The sequence below is a fragment of the Pseudomonas sp. 102515 genome, assembly GCF_031085165.1.
Taxonomy (GTDB): Bacteria; Pseudomonadota; Gammaproteobacteria; order Pseudomonadales; family Pseudomonadaceae; genus Chryseomonas.
The window spans coordinates 790585-805595 of the sequence record NZ_JAVHTY010000003.1; the positions used below are offsets into that span (position 1 = coordinate 790585).

General features: G+C 66.4%; 15 protein-coding genes and 1 tRNA gene. 8 read left to right on the top strand and 8 right to left on the bottom strand.

Annotation, left to right across the window (positions count from 1 at the left end; translation table 11 throughout):
* Window positions 1–139: 139 nt before the first annotated feature.
* Both RCF34_RS15040 and RCF34_RS15045 read left to right on the top strand, forming a co-directional pair.
* Window positions 140–2110 (top strand): methyl-accepting chemotaxis protein, encoded by a 1971-nt coding sequence (locus tag RCF34_RS15040; protein WP_308708869.1) that lies wholly within the window; start codon window positions 140–142, stop codon window positions 2108–2110.
* A 128-nt stretch (window positions 2111–2238) separates the two neighbouring features.
* Complete coding sequence (locus RCF34_RS15045) at window positions 2239–2430, top strand: hypothetical protein (RefSeq protein ID WP_278443132.1); 192 nt, start codon at window positions 2239–2241, stop codon at window positions 2428–2430.
* Here RCF34_RS15045 and RCF34_RS15050 read toward each other — a convergent pair.
* Together RCF34_RS15050 and RCF34_RS15055 are read right to left on the bottom strand one after the other, a co-directional pair.
* Window positions 2427–3917: a YifB family Mg chelatase-like AAA ATPase gene (locus RCF34_RS15050; protein ID WP_308708870.1), complete on the bottom strand. Its 1491-nt coding sequence runs from the start codon at window positions 3915–3917 to the stop codon at window positions 2427–2429. The two genes, RCF34_RS15045 and RCF34_RS15050, sit on opposite strands and share 4 nt — an antisense overlap.
* A 63-nt stretch (window positions 3918–3980) precedes the next feature.
* The gene (locus tag RCF34_RS15055; protein WP_308708871.1) at window positions 3981–4280 is read right to left on the bottom strand and encodes an accessory factor UbiK family protein; all 300 of its coding nucleotides are present in this window, start codon (window positions 4278–4280) and stop codon (window positions 3981–3983) included.
* 393 nt (window positions 4281–4673) lie between these two features.
* Here RCF34_RS15055 and glnK point away from each other — a divergent pair, with 393 nt between their 5' ends.
* The 4 genes from glnK (at window position 4674) to sutA (ending at window position 7397) form a co-directional block, all read left to right on the top strand.
* Window positions 4674–5012 (top strand): P-II family nitrogen regulator, encoded by a 339-nt coding sequence (glnK, locus tag RCF34_RS15060; RefSeq protein ID WP_003096476.1) that lies wholly within the window; start codon window positions 4674–4676, stop codon window positions 5010–5012.
* 48 nt (window positions 5013–5060) lie between these two features.
* Window positions 5061–6401 (top strand): ammonium transporter, encoded by a 1341-nt coding sequence (locus RCF34_RS15065; protein ID WP_133861998.1) that lies wholly within the window; start codon window positions 5061–5063, stop codon window positions 6399–6401.
* A 172-nt stretch (window positions 6402–6573) separates the two neighbouring features.
* Window positions 6574–6993, top strand: a complete 420-nt coding sequence (locus tag RCF34_RS15070; RefSeq protein ID WP_308708872.1) for a secondary thiamine-phosphate synthase enzyme YjbQ — start codon at window positions 6574–6576, stop codon at window positions 6991–6993.
* Between the two features lie 71 nt (window positions 6994–7064).
* Entirely contained in the window at window positions 7065–7397 is a 333-nt protein-coding gene (gene sutA, locus RCF34_RS15075) for a transcriptional regulator SutA (protein WP_308708873.1), read from the top strand.
* 263 nt (window positions 7398–7660) lie between these two features.
* On the opposite strand, the gene RCF34_RS15080 is transcribed toward sutA, so the two are convergent.
* Both RCF34_RS15080 and RCF34_RS15085 read right to left on the bottom strand, forming a co-directional pair.
* The gene (locus RCF34_RS15080) at window positions 7661–7996 is read right to left on the bottom strand and encodes a hypothetical protein (RefSeq protein WP_308708874.1); all 336 of its coding nucleotides are present in this window, start codon (window positions 7994–7996) and stop codon (window positions 7661–7663) included.
* A 210-nt stretch (window positions 7997–8206) separates the two neighbouring features.
* A complete protein-coding gene (locus RCF34_RS15085) occupies window positions 8207–8419 on the bottom strand; it encodes a hypothetical protein (RefSeq protein ID WP_308708875.1) in 213 nt (70 codons plus the stop codon).
* Window positions 8420–8870: 451 nt separating this feature from the next.
* Between RCF34_RS15085 and RCF34_RS15090 the strand changes: the two genes are divergently transcribed.
* Window positions 8871–9059: a cupin domain-containing protein gene (locus RCF34_RS15090; protein ID WP_308708876.1), complete on the top strand. Its 189-nt coding sequence runs from the start codon at window positions 8871–8873 to the stop codon at window positions 9057–9059.
* 195 nt (window positions 9060–9254) lie between these two features.
* On the opposite strand, the gene RCF34_RS15095 is transcribed toward RCF34_RS15090, so the two are convergent.
* The 4 genes from RCF34_RS15095 to RCF34_RS15110 all read right to left on the bottom strand — a co-directional run bounded on the left by RCF34_RS15095 (window position 9255) and on the right by RCF34_RS15110 (window position 12972).
* Window positions 9255–9330, bottom strand: a tRNA-Phe gene (locus tag RCF34_RS15095).
* 86 nt (window positions 9331–9416) lie between these two features.
* A complete protein-coding gene (locus RCF34_RS15100; protein ID WP_273805732.1) occupies window positions 9417–9689 on the bottom strand; it encodes an oxidative damage protection protein in 273 nt (90 codons plus the stop codon).
* Complete coding sequence (mutY, locus tag RCF34_RS15105) at window positions 9686–10750, bottom strand: A/G-specific adenine glycosylase (protein WP_308708877.1); 1065 nt, start codon at window positions 10748–10750, stop codon at window positions 9686–9688. Before mutY ends, RCF34_RS15100 begins: the two co-directional genes overlap by 4 nt.
* The gene (locus RCF34_RS15110; RefSeq protein ID WP_308708878.1) at window positions 10747–12972 is read right to left on the bottom strand and encodes an AsmA family protein; all 2226 of its coding nucleotides are present in this window, start codon (window positions 12970–12972) and stop codon (window positions 10747–10749) included. Before RCF34_RS15110 ends, mutY begins: the two co-directional genes overlap by 4 nt.
* A 295-nt stretch (window positions 12973–13267) precedes the next feature.
* Here RCF34_RS15110 and RCF34_RS15115 point away from each other — a divergent pair, with 295 nt between their 5' ends.
* On the top strand, window positions 13268–14932 hold the full coding sequence (locus RCF34_RS15115) for an OFA family MFS transporter (RefSeq protein WP_308708879.1): 1665 nt from the start codon (window positions 13268–13270) through the stop codon (window positions 14930–14932).
* Window positions 14933–15011 lie beyond the last annotated feature (79 nt).

The following is a 15011-nucleotide window of genomic DNA, read 5'->3' on the forward strand; positions in this document are numbered from 1 at the left end:
CTTTAGTTCGCGATGCTCCAGCCGATAAACTAACCGTTCATCGCTAAGAAGGCCGCCGTAGAGCGGTTCGTCCTGATGTAGACCCTTGCCCTCAAATTTCGTACTGCCCTACAGGGATGTAGGTGCTCTGGAGCCCCCCATGGTCATATCCCCGCGTCGTAGTATCGCCCGACAACTTGCCTTGGCCCTCAGTCTGGTACTGATTGTCGTGATCGCCGGCAGCTGTCTGTTCGCCCTGCATGCCTTGAGCGTGTCCATCGAAGGTACCCAGCGCAAGCACCTGGGCAGCGAGGCCCGCCTGCTCTCCGATCAGCAGCAGACCTTTCTCAGTACCCTGAAGATCAGCACCCAGCGGCTGGCCAACCTGTTCGAGCGCCGCTTCGATGGCGGCCTGACGCGTGGCAGCGAGCGCACCCTCGTCGCCGGCACCGATACCCCGGTGCTGCTCTACAAGGGTGAAGTGCTGAACAACGACTTCACCCAGGTCGATGATTTCACCCGCCTCACCGGCGGTACCGCCACCATCTTTGTGCGCGATGGCGAAGACTTCACCCGCATCACCACCTCGCTGAAGAAGCAGGACGGCAGTCGCGCCATCGGTACCCGGCTGGACCGCAAGCACCCCGGCTATGCCGGCCTGCTCCAGGGCCAGACCTACGTCGGTCGCGCCCAGCTGTTCGGCCGCTCCTACATGACCCAGTACAGCCCGGTGCGTGATGCCCAGGGCCAGGTCATCGCCGTGCTCTATGTCGGCTTCGATTACACCGACGCCCAGGCTCAGCAGCTGGCCCAGCTGACCCAGCTGCGCATCGGCGAGACCGGCTCCCTGGCCCTGCTCGACGAACAGGGCAACTGGCTGGTGCCCCCGGCCAATGCCAAGCAGGCCAACGAGCTCCTCGCCGCCCTCAAGAACGATCCCAAGCAGCGCGAACACAGCTGGCGGGACGGCAACGAAGACTTCCTCAGCGTCAGCGCCCCGGTCGCCGGCGAAGGCTGGACCGTGGTCGCCACCCTGCCCAAGGCCGAGCTGGACGCCCCGGTGCACGCCGTGGGTCTGCGCCTGGCCATCGGCAGCCTGATCGCCCTGGTACTGGCGGTACTCGCCTCGGTCGTCCTGCTACGGCGCAAGCTCAGCCCGCTGGGCCAGTTGGTGGAGCGGGCCCAGGCCCTGGGTCGCGGTCAGCTCAGCGTCCGCGTCGAGGCCCGCAGCCACGACGAGATCGGTGAACTCGCCCAGAGCTTCAACCAGATGGCCGATGCCCTGGCCTCTACCGTCGAACAGGTCCGTGGCTCCTCGCGCGCGGTCACCGAGCGGTCCCAGCAATTGAGCCAACTCTCCGACCAGACCCTGAGACGCTCCGCCGAGCAGTCCAGCCAGATCGACAGCATGGCCAGCGCCGTGGAGGAGTTCAGCGCCACCGCCCAGAACATCGCCGACGGCATGCAGCGCACCGAGCGTCTGGTGCAGGAAAACGCCCAGCAGACCCGCACCGGTACCCAGGCCATGCAGGGCGCCTCGGGCGCCCTGGAGCAGATCGCCGATTCCCTGGCCAGCACCGCCGAACTCATCAAGGGCCTGGATGGCCGTTCCCAACAGATTGGCGGCATCATCGGCGTCATCAGCGGAATCGCCGAGCAGACCAACCTGCTGGCGCTCAACGCGGCCATCGAGGCGGCCCGGGCCGGTGAGCAGGGCCGTGGCTTCGCCGTGGTCGCTGATGAAGTCCGGCAATTGGCCGGTCGCACCAGCGAAGCCACCCGCGAGATCTCGCAGATGATCGGTGCGGTGCAGGGCGAGACCCAGCGCGCCATGGGCGCCATCGACGAAGGCAATCGCCTCATGGAACAGGGCCTGGCGCGCAACGCCGACGTGGCCCAGGCGCTGCGCAGCATCGACCAGCAGGTCGCCGAGGCGGTGGAGCAATTCTCCGGCATCGCCCAGGCCACCGCCGAGCAGAGCACCACCGCCACCGCCCTGAGCCGCAACATCCAGGCGATCGCCGTGGACAACGCCGCCCAGCGCGATGCCGCCGAGGTGCTGGCCGGTACCGCTGGCGAGCTGCGTCATCTGGCGGAAGACTTGAGCGCCGAGGTGGGTCGGTTCAGCTGACCGGCGCGTTCCGGCAGAACCGAAAGGGAGGCTCAGGCCTCCCTTTTTCATTCCCGTGCGCCTTGGCGCTTGCCTGGCTGCAATACTCTGACTACTGTATGCAAATACAGTATAAGAGGAGGGGTGACATGGGCGTATCCAACGAGGCGGTGCAGGCCGTCGAACGCATGCTGACCACGCTGCGGGCGGAGCGGGACGACTATCGCGAGCTGGCCCACCAGTGGCGGGCCATGTGCTTCGAACTGGCCCAGGAAAACCAGGCGCTGCGTGATCGCCTGCAGGAGCCGCCGCGCCACTACGGCCCGCCCACCGGCGCCTAGTGACTCGCGCGATACTGCAGCGCTTCCGCCAGCTGCGCCCGCTGGATCTCGGCCTGGCCGGCGAGATCGGCCAGGGTGCGCGCCACCTTGACCACCCGGTGCAGGGCGCGCAGGGACAGATTCAGGCGTTCGCCCGCGCCCTCCAGCCAGCGCTGATCGGCCTCGCTCAGGGCGCAGACCTGGTGCAGCTGATCGAGGCCGAGCAGGGCGTTGGGTCGGCCCTGGCGCGCCAGCTGGATGGCCCGGGCGTCGGCCACCTGGCGCGCGGCTTCCGCCGTCGTGAGTTCACCGACCGGTGAAGCGCCCAGGCGCAGGTGCTCGCGGGCCACGGTCAGGTGCAGGTCGATGCGGTCCAGCAGCGGACCGGACAGCTTGCCGCGATAGCGCTGGATCTGCTCCGGGCTGCAGCAGCAGCGGCCGCTGGGATCGCCCAGATAGCCGCAGGGGCAGGGATTCATCGCCGCCACCAGCTGGAAGCGCGCTGGAAAGCGCACCCGCTCCCGCGCCCGGGCGATGACGATCTCGCCACTCTCCAGGGGCTCGCGCAGCACCTCCAGCACCTTGCGATCGAATTCCGGCAACTCGTCGAGAAACAGCACCCCGCGATGGGCCAGGGTGATCTCGCCGGGACCGGGTCGGCTGCCGCCGCCTACCAGCGCCGGACCGGACGCCGAATGATGCGGCTGGCGAAAGGGTCGCTGCGGCCAGTGTTCCAGCGGCTCGGGGCCGGCCACCGAATGGATGGCGGCCACCTGCAGCGCCTCTTCTTCATCCAGGGGCGGCAGGAGCCCTGGCAGGCGACTGGCGAGTAGGGTCTTGCCGGTTCCCGGTGGGCCGGCCAGCAGCAGGTTGTGGGCACCCGCCGCCGCCACCACCAGGGCGCGCTTGGCCGCCTGCTGGCCCTGAACCTCGGCGAGATCGGGATAAGGCAGTGGAGTGCGCGGCAGGCCGCTGGGCTGGTAGGGGGCCAGCACGGCCTGGCCACTCAGGTGACCGGCGAATTCCAGCAGGTGATCGACCGCCAGCACAGTGAGGCCACTGGCCAGGCAGGCTTCCTCGGCATTGGCGCGGGGCACCACCAGGATGCGCCCGGCGGCGCGAGCCGCCAGCGCCGCGGGCAGTACGCCGCGCACCGCCCGCACCGCGCCCGACAGGGCCAGCTCACCCAGGCATTCATAGCCGTCGAGGCCCTGCGTCGGCAGCTGTCCGCTGGCGGCGAGGATGCCGATGGCCAGGGCGAGGTCGAAGCGGCCGCCGTCCTTTGGCAGGTCGGCGGGCGCGAGATTGAGGGTGATGCGGCGACTGGGGAATTCGAAGCCGGCGTTGAGGATGGCGCTACGCACCCGGTCCTTGGCTTCGCGGACGGCGGTTTCCGGCAGGCCGACCAGGGTGAGGGCGGGCAGGCCGTTGGCCAGGTGTGCCTCGACGACCACCGGCGGCGCTTCCACGCCCACCTGGGCGCGGGTATGAACGAGGGCAAGCGACATGATCTCTCCTTGATCGTGACTCGCTAGACAGCAGGCTGCACCATCCTGGCGCGCCTTTGAGGGTCAGTCGGCGGCGGCGACATCCGTGGCCGGCGTAACCGGCGGCTTGACGTCCTGGGTCTGGACGCTCTCCAGCTCGGTCAAGCGCGCTTCGAGGGCTTCCAAACGCGCACGGGTGCGAGCGAGCACCGCCATCTGGGCATCGAATTCGTCACGGCTGACCACATCGAGCTTGCTCAGAGCGCCTTGCAGCAGTGCCTTGAACTGGCTCTCGATCTCGGCCTTGGGCAGCGGCGAGTCCTGACCGAACAGCCGGCTGGCCTGCTGAGTCAGGGAATCGAACAGCGAACGGGTCGTGGACATGGTTTATCCCCTGCAATAGATCGAGGTCCGAGTGTAGCACAGCGGGCGTGCCGCCCCCGGCGACGGCTCTGCACCGCTTTGGTGCCAGTCCCGGGCCAGAGCTGTTCGCTGTTGGTGCAAAGTCTTGCCCGCAGGGCTGAGCGTTGCCCCTTCAGGAGGCGCACCAGGCGGGCTGGCGCCCGAAATCCATACGCCTTCACGAACCTGGCAAGCTTTCTGCTACTGCCGATGCAGAGACGGGCGTCAGAGGGCGCCTGGGGTGGAGGCGCCCTCTGGCCGCTTCTGCCGTGACCAAGGCGATTACCACGCCAACGGTTAAACAGACGGTCACTGCGCTAGACTTGGGCCGGGGTTTGTTTTCCTGGGGCCAGTCAACTCAATCGGGAGAAGTTCATGAAACTAGTCACCGCCATCATCAAGCCGTTCAAGCTCGACGACGTGCGTGAGTCGCTGTCCGAGATCGGTGTGCAAGGCATCACCGTTACCGAGGTCAAGGGCTTCGGGCGTCAGAAGGGCCATACCGAGCTCTATCGCGGCGCCGAATACGTCGTCGACTTCCTGCCCAAGGTCAAGATCGACGTCGCCATCGCCGACGATCAGCTCGACCGCGTCATCGAGGCCATCACCAAGGCTGCCAACACCGGCAAGATCGGTGACGGCAAGATCTTCGTGGTGAATCTCGAGCAGGCCATCCGCATCCGCACCGGCGAAACCGACACAGACGCCATCTGACGCGCTAACCGACCGCCCAACCCCACACGAGCCCCAGGAGAAACAACGATGACTCTGCGCACCTACGCAGGGCTAGGAGCCCTCATGTCTTTCGTAGCGCTGCCGGGCCTGGCCATGGCCCAGGAAGCGGCTGCGGCACCAGCCATCAACAGCGGGGATACGGCCTGGATGCTGGTTTCGACAGCCCTGGTGCTGTTCATGACCATCCCGGGTCTCGCGCTGTTCTATGGCGGCATGGTGCGTGCCAAGAACGTCCTTTCGGTGATGATGCAGTGCTTCGCCATCACCGGTCTCATCAGCATCCTGTGGATGGTCTATGGCTACAGCCTGGCCTTCGACACCACCGGCATGGAGAAGGGCGTCACCAACTTCAATTCCTTCATCGGCGGTCTGGGCAAGGCCTTCCTGTCCAGCCTGCAGCATGATGCCGTGACCTCGGCCACCGCCCTGTTCCCGGAAAGCGTCTTCGTCACCTTCCAGATGACCTTCGCCATCATCACCCCCGCGCTGATCGTCGGTGCCTTCGCCGAGCGCATGAAGTTCTCCGCCATGCTGGTCTTCACCGGCCTGTGGTTCACCTTCGTCTACGCGCCCATCGCCCACATGGTCTGGAGCGGTGACGGCGGCCTGATGTGGGACTGGGGCGTACTGGACTTCGCGGGCGGCACCGTGGTGCACATCAACGCCGGTGTGGCCGGTCTGGTCGCGGCCCTGGTCCTGGGCAAGCGCAAGGGCTATCCCACCACCCCCATGGCTCCGCACAACCTGGGCTATACCCTGGTTGGTGCCGCCATGCTGTGGGTCGGCTGGTTCGGCTTCAACGCCGGTTCCGCCGCCGCTGCCAACGGCACCGCCGGCATGGCCATGCTGACCACCCAGATCGCCACCGCCGCTGCCGCCCTGGGCTGGATGTTCGCCGAGTGGATCACCCACGGTAAGCCGAGCGCCCTGGGCATCGCCTCCGGTGTAGTCGCCGGTCTGGTCGCCATCACTCCGGCCGCCGGCACCGCCGGTCCCATGGGTGCCCTGATCATCGGCCTGGCGGCTGGCGTGATCTGCTTCTTCACCGCCACCAGCCTCAAGCGCAAGCTCGGCTACGACGACTCCCTGGACGCTTTTGGCGTGCACGGCATCGGCGGCATCGTCGGCGCCCTGCTGACCGGCGTCTTCGCCGCACCCTCCCTGGGTGGCTTCGGCACCGTCACCGACATCGGCGCCCAGCTGTTCATCCAGTTCAAGGGCGTGGCTTTCACCATCGTCTATACCGGCATCGTCACCTTCGTGATCCTCAAGGTGCTGGACGTGGTCATGGGTCTGAGAGTCAACGAGGAAGAGGAAACCGTGGGTCTGGACCTTACCCTGCACAACGAGCGTGGCTACAACCTGTAGGCCGCCGCTCTGGAAAAAGGCGCCGCGAGGCGCCTTTTTCATGTCCGCCATACGGCTGGAACAACCGCCATCCTGCTGTGTCTAGACTGCACGCCAGCGGTGTGCAATCACCGCTTTGCTTTTCCGAGCGTCGCGCTAGAATGCGCGCCCAGTCAGTCGGCGGGGGTTGTTCATGTGGCTGCAGCGGACCTTTTCCCTGCGCGCGCGGGCGCGTGGTTTCCATCTCGTCACCGCTGAGGTGCTGGAGCAACTGCCCGAGCTTGGCGAATGCCGAATCGGCGTGCTGCACCTCTGGCTGCAGCACACCTCGGCCTCGCTGACCATCAATGAGAATGCCGATGGGGCGGTGCGTCGCGACTTCGAGCGGTTCTTCAATCAGCTGGTGCCCCAGGGGCAGGCCGGTTACGAACACGACTACGAAGGGCCGGACGACCTGCCTGCGCATTTCAAGAGCAGTCTGCTCGGCTGCAGCCTGAGTCTACCGGTCCAGGCGGGGCGCCTGGCCTTGGGAACCTGGCAGGGCATCTATCTGGGCGAGCATCGCGACCAAGGTGGCGCACGGCGCCTGATCGCGACGCTGCAAGGCGAATAGCCAGGAATTTTTTTTAGGAGGCCGCGTCAAAACGCGCGGTCCGATTTTGCCAAAGTGTGTGGAGGCGGTTTATGAGCGACGAAGATCTGGAGCAGGACGACCTGGAGACAGGCGCGGAGGAAGAGGGCGATAACGAAGACTTCGCTGCTGCAACCGACGACGCCGAGCAGGAAGAGAGCGGGGAAAGCGAAGCGCCCGCGTCCGGGAGCAAGGCCAAGAAGAAGCGTGAAGTCGAACCCGAGGAGCTGCCTTCGGTGGAAGCCAAGCAACGCGAGCGGGACGCGTTGGAAAAGGCCATGCAGGACTTCCTGGCCCGTGGTGGCAGGGTCCAGGAGATCGACGCCAACGTAGTCGCCGATCCGCCCAAGAAACCCGACAGCAAATATGGCAGTCGTCCTATCTAGGGCCGTGCCATACCGCCTTCGAAACCCCGCCTCGGCGGGGTTTCGTCTATCTGGCGATTATAACAGGGCCATTACCATGATGAAGCCGGTGAAGGCCGCAGCCATGGTTGCAAGGCAGGCCATGCAGATTACATCGTCTCTCTCATACATGTTGGCAGCGCCCTAAAGCCTAATGGGTGATGGCATTCTGCTCCTCTGGCAAACATCTCCCTGTGTGGCCCATCGCAAAAGGCCATCATCTCGCCACCGTGATGCCAAGCAGTTCACCAATGGCGGGGCGGACCGTAATAGGGGCGGGGTTCATAGGCCGGCTGGTAGGGGTAGTAGCCCTGCGGTACCGGCCGCCAGTGGGGGGCGCCATAGCCCGGTTGTGGGTAGGGCTGGTAATAGCTGTAGGGATAGCGATCCCTACGGTAATAGGGGTGATGCCGGTGATGCCGTCGAAATTCGCCTGCCGGCAGGAATTCGCCGCCCTCGGCGACCACCGCGGGGCGGCCCGCCCAGGGTCGCCCCTGATCGGGACCCTCGTAGGCGGCAGCCAGGCCGCTGGCGGTCAGGGTGGCGGTCAACAGCAGAATCAACGACGCTCGCGATGCCATGGTGCTCTCCTCGCGGCACTCGATAGGCCGCGTCACCATGAAACACCTTTGGCGGTCAGCGGACGTCAGGCCAGGTAAAGGTCCGGTAAGGCCGCCCGCCGGCTCAGGCCCAGTCCAGGCCCTGCATGCCCACCGCGACGATGAGCGCCATGGCCAACAGGCCGATGCCGCACATCAGGATGGTCAACTCCAGCTGATCCAGACGCCGCTTCATCCCTGCCACCAGTGCCATAAGGTAAAGCCGATCAGCGCCATGACCAGGCCGAGAAACAACCGGTTCAGCCATAGGCTGACGCCACTCAGGAGTCTGAGCCAGAAGGGTGCGGCGGGCTCGATGGTGAGCGGACCGGGCTGATCGACGGCTTCCTGGGGGAGGGCGCCGGGCAGGGCAGCAGCGACAAGGGGGATCGAGGGGGTGGGCATGCGGTGAGCGCCTCCGTGCGCCTTATGCGAGGTCTGGCTGAACCTGATGGCCAGCCAAGGTCGAGCGGCGTCCTGAACAGGCTGCCTCTCCTGCGCTCGATCATCGTCGAAATCCCGTACCGCTGGGGGACGACCTCGTGAAAAGGTCGGGCGGATCGCACTCTTGACGGCAATTGGCAGCGGACCTCCGGTCGTGACAGCGACTCCGGGATGGACAGGCATTCTTCACGATTTGCGCACCCCTGCAGACAGGTTCAGTCTGGAAGCCTTGGGTGTCCTGACGCCAGGCCCTGTGGGAGAACGCCGTGATCAATCTGTTTCGCGACCTGCCCGATGCCCGGAGGTCTTCACGTCCCTGCTGGAGCGGCCTGGCTGCCGTATCGAGCGGATCGTCTCCCAAGGGCAGACGACGCCGGCAGAGGCACCCTGGCAGCAGGTCCATGAGGAATGGGTGCTGCTGCTGCTGAAGGGTGCTGCACGGATCGCCCTGGAGGGGCGGGAGGTGGTGCTCGAGCCGGGCGATACGCTGTTCATCCCGGCTGATGCGAAGCACTGGGTGACCTACACCGATCCCGCGGTCGCCACGGTGTGGCTGGCGATCCATCTTGGCGCGGTGGACGGGACTTCGGCACCGACGTGAGCAAGGCGGCGCCTGAGTGCTCTGGCTCAGGCGCCGGCAGCGCTGGTCGTTGCAAGGGCATCCTGGACGGCAGGGAAGGGGCGTGGTGGCGCGGTGGGGCTCCGGAAACAGGCGGGCAAATATCGCGGGCACAAAAAAACCGGCGCTAGGCCGGTTTCTCTGATGTCCAGATCCCGCAGGATCGGAAGCTTGTCTTGGTGCCCAGGGACGGAATCGAACCGCCGACACGGGGATTTTCAATCCCCTGCTCTACCAACTGAGCTACCTGGGCAACGGGGCGCATTAAAAGCGTTTCTCGATCTTGTGTCAACAGTGAGCCCAAAAAAAATTAGATTTTTCGGGCGCTTAGCCGTCAACTCAAGCGCTGGGGGGCACGTAACCCTCGGCCTGGGCGTAGTCTTCACCGGACAGGAACTTGTCCATTTCGGCCTGCAGGAACTTGCGATCCTCGGCGTTCATCATGTTCAGCCGCCGCTCGTTGATGAGCATGGTCTGGTGCTTCTGCCACTCTTCCCAGGCCTGCCTGGAGACGTGCTGATAGATGTCTTCGCCCTTGGCGCCGGGGTAGGGCGGGCGATCGAGAGCGGGCAGCTCCTGCTTGTGCTTGCGGCACATCACGGTGCGGGTCATGCGGGTTCTCCTTTGAGCGCCTGCTCGGCGCGCTTGAGCAGTTTCTGCACCGGGGCGGCGAGGCCCAGGCGCGGCGGGGAGGCGAGGTTATACCAAAGCCAGTCGCCCTCGGCCACGCGGTGCTGGCGGTGGTCCACCTGTACCAGCCAGGGTTCGATGGCCAGCTGGAAGTGGCTGAAGGTGTGCACCAGGCCGGGCAACGCCTGGCGTTCGTCGATGACCAGGCCCTGGCGTTCGGCGAGGGCTTCGAGCTCGGCCGTGTCGGCCACCTCCGGCGGCCCCCAGAGGCCGCCCCAGAGACCGGTCGAGGGGCGGCGCTGCAGGAGCACGGCATTGGCGTCGTTGACGAACAGCGGCATCAGCGTCTGCCGCTGCGGCAGGGTCTTGCGCGGCTTGGGCGTGGGGAATTCGGTTTCCTGGCCCAGCAGGTGGGCGCGGCAGCCCGGCTTGACCGGGCACAGCAGGCAGCTGGGCTTGCTGCGGGTGCAGAGGGTGGCGCCCAGGTCCATCATCGCCTGGGTGTAGGGGCCGACCCGCTCGCGGGGCATCAGTCGGTCGGCCGCTTCCCACAGGCGGCGGGCCACGGCGGGTTCGCCGGGATAGCCGGCGGTGGCGGTATAGCGGGCCAGGACGCGTTTGACGTTGCCGTCGAGGATCGGGGCGCGAATGTCCATGCTCAGACTGGCGATGGCGCCGGCGGTGGAGCGACCGATGCCGGGCAATTCGGCCAGGGCCTCGACGCTGCCGGGGAATTCGCCGCCATGGCGCTCGACCACGGTCCTGGCGGCCTTGTGCAGGTTGCGCGCGCGGCTGTAGTAGCCGAGGCCGGTCCAGAGATGCAGCACCTCGTCTTCCGGAGCGGCGGCCAGCGCCTCGACGGTGGGCAGCGCCTGCATGAAGCGATCGAAATAGCCCAGTACGGTGGCGACCTGGGTCTGCTGGAGCATGATCTCCGAGACCCAGACGCGATAGGGCGTCACAGCCTGTTGCCAGGGCAGGTCCTTGCGACCGTGCAGGTCGTACCAGGCCAGCACGGCGGTACCAAAGTCGTCATCAGTCATCGACGTTGCAGCAGCCCTCGGATGGCGTTCTGGATGTCGGGGCTGATCTTATCACCGAGCTTCTCTTCGATTTTTTCGTTCAGACGACTGCCGGCGGCGCGGGCGACGATCTGGCCCATGGCCTCGCGATCCAGGCGGCAGGCCTTGGCGCCTAGTTCCAGGGGGCCGCGGCACTGCAGGGGCCACTCGATATCCGCGTAGCGCTCGCCGACCTGGCAGCCGGGATCGGCGGCGGCATTGGTGTCGCCCTGCACGGTGATGCCCAGGCGATAGTCCAGGCCGAGGGTACGCAGGTCGATGTCGCCCGCGCCCTTCACCGCAAGGCCGGGCACGCTGACGCTGAGGTCCTGGTTGCGGGCCACGCCGTTGACGATGCTGAGGCTGCCGCTCAACTGGCGGAAGGGCGTGTTCTGGCCGCCATGGGGCAGCTCCAGCGGCTTGCGATTGAGCAGGGCGATGCCCTGGCACAACTGGCTTTCGACGTTGGCGTCGATCAGCTGGCCGTTGCGCAGGGCGACGCGCGCGGTACCGTTCAGGTTGTCGATCAGGGTGCGCTGGCTGGAACCCGAGCTGCGCAGATCGGCGTCCAGGTCGAGCTGGCCTTCCACCGGCGGCTTCTGGCCCTGGGCCTGGAGGATGCGCTCCACCGGCACGCCCTTGATGCGCTCGCGGGCGGTCAGTTGCGGCTGGGCGCCGCGCACGTCGAGGGCACCGTTGGCTTCGAAGCGACCACCGAACAGCTCGCCTTCCAGCGCGCTCAGCTGCAGCTGGCCATCGGCGGCCCTGGCCTTGAGGCTGGCGCCTTCGAAGGGCAGGCGATTGAGGGTCAGGTGCTGCAGGCCGAGGTCGACCTCGGCGTCCAGGTTGCGCAGGCGCTCCACCGGCAGCAGGGTTTCCTGGCTCCAGGCGTGCTGGGTCGGTGCCTCGGGCAGCGGCGAGTTGCCCTGGGTGGCGATGGCATCGACCTGGGCGACCTCTTCCTGGCGCGCGCCATTGGCCTGGCGCGCCGCGGCGGCCTTGGCCGGCAGATAGCGATCCAGATCCAGGCGATCGCCGCTGAGCTGGACGCGCAAGGCGCGGCGGGCGATGTCGGCCACGGCGACCCGGCCCTTGAGGATGCTGTCGTCCAGCTGGAAATTGAAGTCGTCCAGCGCCAGGTCGTTGCGGCTGGCCTGCACCTGGGCATTCATCTCGAAGCGCTGCAGGGTCTTGGCATCGGCCATGGCCGGCAATTCGACGCCGATACTGTCGAGGAAGGCGCGCAGGTCCAGGCGGGCGATGGAGACACGCCCGGCCAGCTGCGGATCGCTCTCCAGGCTGGTCAGCTTGAGATCGCCCAGGGCCTTGAGGTCGTTGGCGGTGAGCTTGAGGCTGGTCCACTCGGCGGTCTGGGCGCGGCGGTCGACGGCCAGCTGGCCGCTGGCGGAATAGTTGACCAGCTTGCCGTTGAACGGCTCGCCGCTGGCGTCGCCGGTCAGTTGGAGGTTGTCCAGGGCGTACTGCTGGCTGGCCGGATCGAAGCGGAATTCGCCATTGAGCAGCACGGTGGCGTTGACCGGCGGCTGGGTGGTGCTGGCGGTACCGGCCAGCTTGATGGGAATGGGGGTGCCGGCGTAGATGGCACCGGTCTCCAGGTCGATGCCGTCGAAGGCATAGCGCACGCCGCTGCGGGTGTCGCTGTATTCGACGCGGGAATTGCGCACGGTCAGGCTCTCGACGTTGAGCTTGAGTGGCTGGCGGCCCGAGGCCGGCTCGCCGGACGTGGACGCGTCGGCGGGGGTGTCGGCTGGCGAGGCGCCAGCGTCCGCCTTGGGCGCGGGTCGGCCGATCTCGGCCCAGTTGGTACGGCCCTGGTCATCGCGGCTGGCGGTGAGGTCCAGGCCGTCGATCTTGATGTCGCTCATCTCCAGGTCGCGGCGCAGCAGCAGCGGCAGCAGGCGGACCGACAGGATCAGCCGCTGCACCTGGGCCAGCGGGCGATCGGGGGTGGCGGCGCTGGCCAGGGTGGCGTCGTGCAGCTCGACGCCCAGCCAGGGAAACAGACTCCAGCCGATGTCACCCTTGAGTTGCAGGTCGACGTTGGCCTTGTCGCGCGCCAGCTGGCGGATCTCGTCCTTGTAGTCGTTGGGATCGACCAGGTGGGTGAGGGCGAAGCCTACGGCGACCAGCAGGAGCAGCAGGCCGACGAGAACGATACCCAGCACTTTGGCGAAAGCTTTCATGACGAGGAAATTCCTGTTCCGGCGGGCGATGGCGCGACTGGCCAGTATAGGGGCTCGGCTGGCCCCGATGACATCGCGGTGTCGGCCCTGTGACAGCGGTGGTACTCGCCCGTTTCGTCGGAGGTCTTGCACCGCCCGTACCCTGGTAAATGAGAAGGGGTGGCAGGAGGGCAGGGTGCGCTTTAATGTCGCGCACCTCTGGTCGGTCGACGCCGTTTCTTTGACTCGTTTACGGGGAAGCGTGCAGGGAATGTCCACCGGCCTGGACGCTATACACTAGAAAAGGGCTGAACCCATGAGCACTACTCTCACTGCTGGCGGTGTCGCTTCGGCACGTCCGGCTTTCCTATCCAAGGAGCGCATCGTCGCCCGGCCCGGTTTCAACCGCTGGCTGGTGCCGCCCGCTGCCCTGGCCATCCACCTGTGCATCGGCATGGCCTACGGCTTCTCGGTCTTCTGGCTGCCGCTGTCCAAGGCGATCGGCATCACCGCCGCCGTGGCCTGCCCGGTCGAGATGGGCTTCTTCGAACAGATCTTCAGTGCCACCTGTGACTGGAAGATTTCCCAGCTCGGCTGGATCTACACCCTGTTCTTCATTTTCCTCGGCTGCTCGGCCGCCCTGTTCGGTGGCTGGCTGGAACACGCCGGTCCGCGCAAGGCCGGGGTCGTCTCGGCCCTGTGCTGGTGCGGTGGCCTGCTGATCTCCGCCCTGGGCATCTATACCCACCAGATCTGGATGCTGTGGCTGGGTTCGGGCGTGATTGGCGGTATCGGTCTGGGCCTGGGCTACATCTCGCCGGTGTCGACCCTGATCAAGTGGTTCCCGGACAAGCGCGGCATGGCTACCGGCATGGCCATCATGGGCTTCGGTGGTGGCGCCATGGTGGGTGCGCCCCTGGCCGATGCCCTGATGCGCCACTTCGCGTCGGCCACCGAAATCGGTGTCTGGCAGACCTTCCTGGTCATGGCGGTGATCTACTTCGTGTTCATGATGAGCGGCGCCCTGGGCTACCGCGTACCGCCGACCGGCTGGAAGCCCGCGGGCTGGACGCCGTCCACCAAGAAGGCCGGTAGCAACATGATCACCAATCGCCACGTCCATGTGAGCAAGATCTGGGGCATCCCGCAGTTCTGGCTGGTCTGGGCCGTGCTCTGCCTGAACGTGACCGCCGGCATCGGCATCATCGGCATGGCCTCGCCGCTGCTGCAGGAAGTCTTCGGTGGCCGTCTGCTGGGCAATGGCCTGGCCTACGGTGAACTCAGCGCCGATCAGCTCAAGCAGATCGCCGCCATCGCCGCCGGCTTCACCGGTCTGCTGAGCCTGTTCAACATCGGTGGTCGCTTCTTCTGGGCATCCTTCTCCGATTACATCGGCCGCAAGATGACCTACTTCGTCTTCTTCACCCTGGGCTTCGTGCTCTATGCCATCGTGCCCTGGACCGGTCACCTGGGCAGCGTGGCTTTGTTCGTCTTCGCGTTCTGCCTGATCCTGTCCATGTACGGCGGCGGTTTCGCCACCGTGCCGGCCTACCTCGCCGACCTGTTCGGTACCCAGATGGTCGGCGCCATTCACGGTCGCCTGCTCACCGCCTGGGCCGCCGCCGGGGTCTTCGGTCCGGTGCTGGTCAACTACCTGCGCGAGTACCAGCTGAGCATGGGCATCCCCCGCGCCCAGGTGTACGACATCACCCTGTACATCCTGGCCGGTCTGCTGGTGCTGGGCTTCATCTGCAACCTGCTGGTGCGTCCGGTCGCCGACAAGCACTTCATGACCGAGGCCGAACTCGCCGTCGAGCGCGCCAATGGCCACGACAGCAACGCCGGCAGCGCCCAGGTGCTGGAATGGAGCGCCGATCCCAAGACCAAGCCGCTGGCCATCGCCGCCTGGCTGGCCGTGGGCATCCCGCTGGCCTGGGGCATCTGGATCACCCTGCAAAAGACCGCCGCCCTGTTCAGCTGAGTCACAGCCGAACCGGACGGTAACCGGGCGTCCCCACGCGGGCGCCCCTCGCGGTGGGACGCCTCGTCCCGCCGCGCTT

What these genes read in the sequence shown, in the direction of transcription:
- RCF34_RS15070 (WP_308708872.1), top strand. Translation starts at nt 6,574, where the DNA reads ATGTGGCTGCAGCGGACCTTTTCCCTGCGCGCGCGGGCGCGTGGTTTC.
- RCF34_RS15045 (WP_278443132.1), top strand. Translation starts at nt 2,239, where the DNA reads ATGGGCGTATCCAACGAGGCGGTGCAGGCCGTCGAACGCATGCTGACC.
- RCF34_RS15065 (WP_133861998.1), top strand. Translation starts at nt 5,061, where the DNA reads ATGACTCTGCGCACCTACGCAGGGCTAGGAGCCCTCATGTCTTTCGTA.
- RCF34_RS15050 (WP_308708870.1), bottom strand. Translation starts at nt 3,917, where the DNA reads ATGTCGCTTGCCCTCGTTCATACCCGCGCCCAGGTGGGCGTGGAAGCG.
- RCF34_RS15080 (WP_308708874.1), bottom strand. Translation starts at nt 7,996, where the DNA reads ATGGCATCGCGAGCGTCGTTGATTCTGCTGTTGACCGCCACCCTGACC.
- RCF34_RS15115 (WP_308708879.1), top strand. Translation starts at nt 13,268, where the DNA reads ATGAGCACTACTCTCACTGCTGGCGGTGTCGCTTCGGCACGTCCGGCT.
- RCF34_RS15085 (WP_308708875.1), bottom strand. Translation starts at nt 8,419, where the DNA reads ATGCCCACCCCCTCGATCCCCCTTGTCGCTGCTGCCCTGCCCGGCGCC.
- glnK (WP_003096476.1), top strand. Translation starts at nt 4,674, where the DNA reads ATGAAACTAGTCACCGCCATCATCAAGCCGTTCAAGCTCGACGACGTG.
- RCF34_RS15040 (WP_308708869.1), top strand. Translation starts at nt 140, where the DNA reads ATGGTCATATCCCCGCGTCGTAGTATCGCCCGACAACTTGCCTTGGCC.
- RCF34_RS15055 (WP_308708871.1), bottom strand. Translation starts at nt 4,280, where the DNA reads ATGTCCACGACCCGTTCGCTGTTCGATTCCCTGACTCAGCAGGCCAGC.
- sutA (WP_308708873.1), top strand. Translation starts at nt 7,065, where the DNA reads ATGAGCGACGAAGATCTGGAGCAGGACGACCTGGAGACAGGCGCGGAG.
- RCF34_RS15110 (WP_308708878.1), bottom strand. Translation starts at nt 12,972, where the DNA reads ATGAAAGCTTTCGCCAAAGTGCTGGGTATCGTTCTCGTCGGCCTGCTG.
- RCF34_RS15100 (WP_273805732.1), bottom strand. Translation starts at nt 9,689, where the DNA reads ATGACCCGCACCGTGATGTGCCGCAAGCACAAGCAGGAGCTGCCCGCT.
- mutY (WP_308708877.1), bottom strand. Translation starts at nt 10,750, where the DNA reads ATGACTGATGACGACTTTGGTACCGCCGTGCTGGCCTGGTACGACCTG.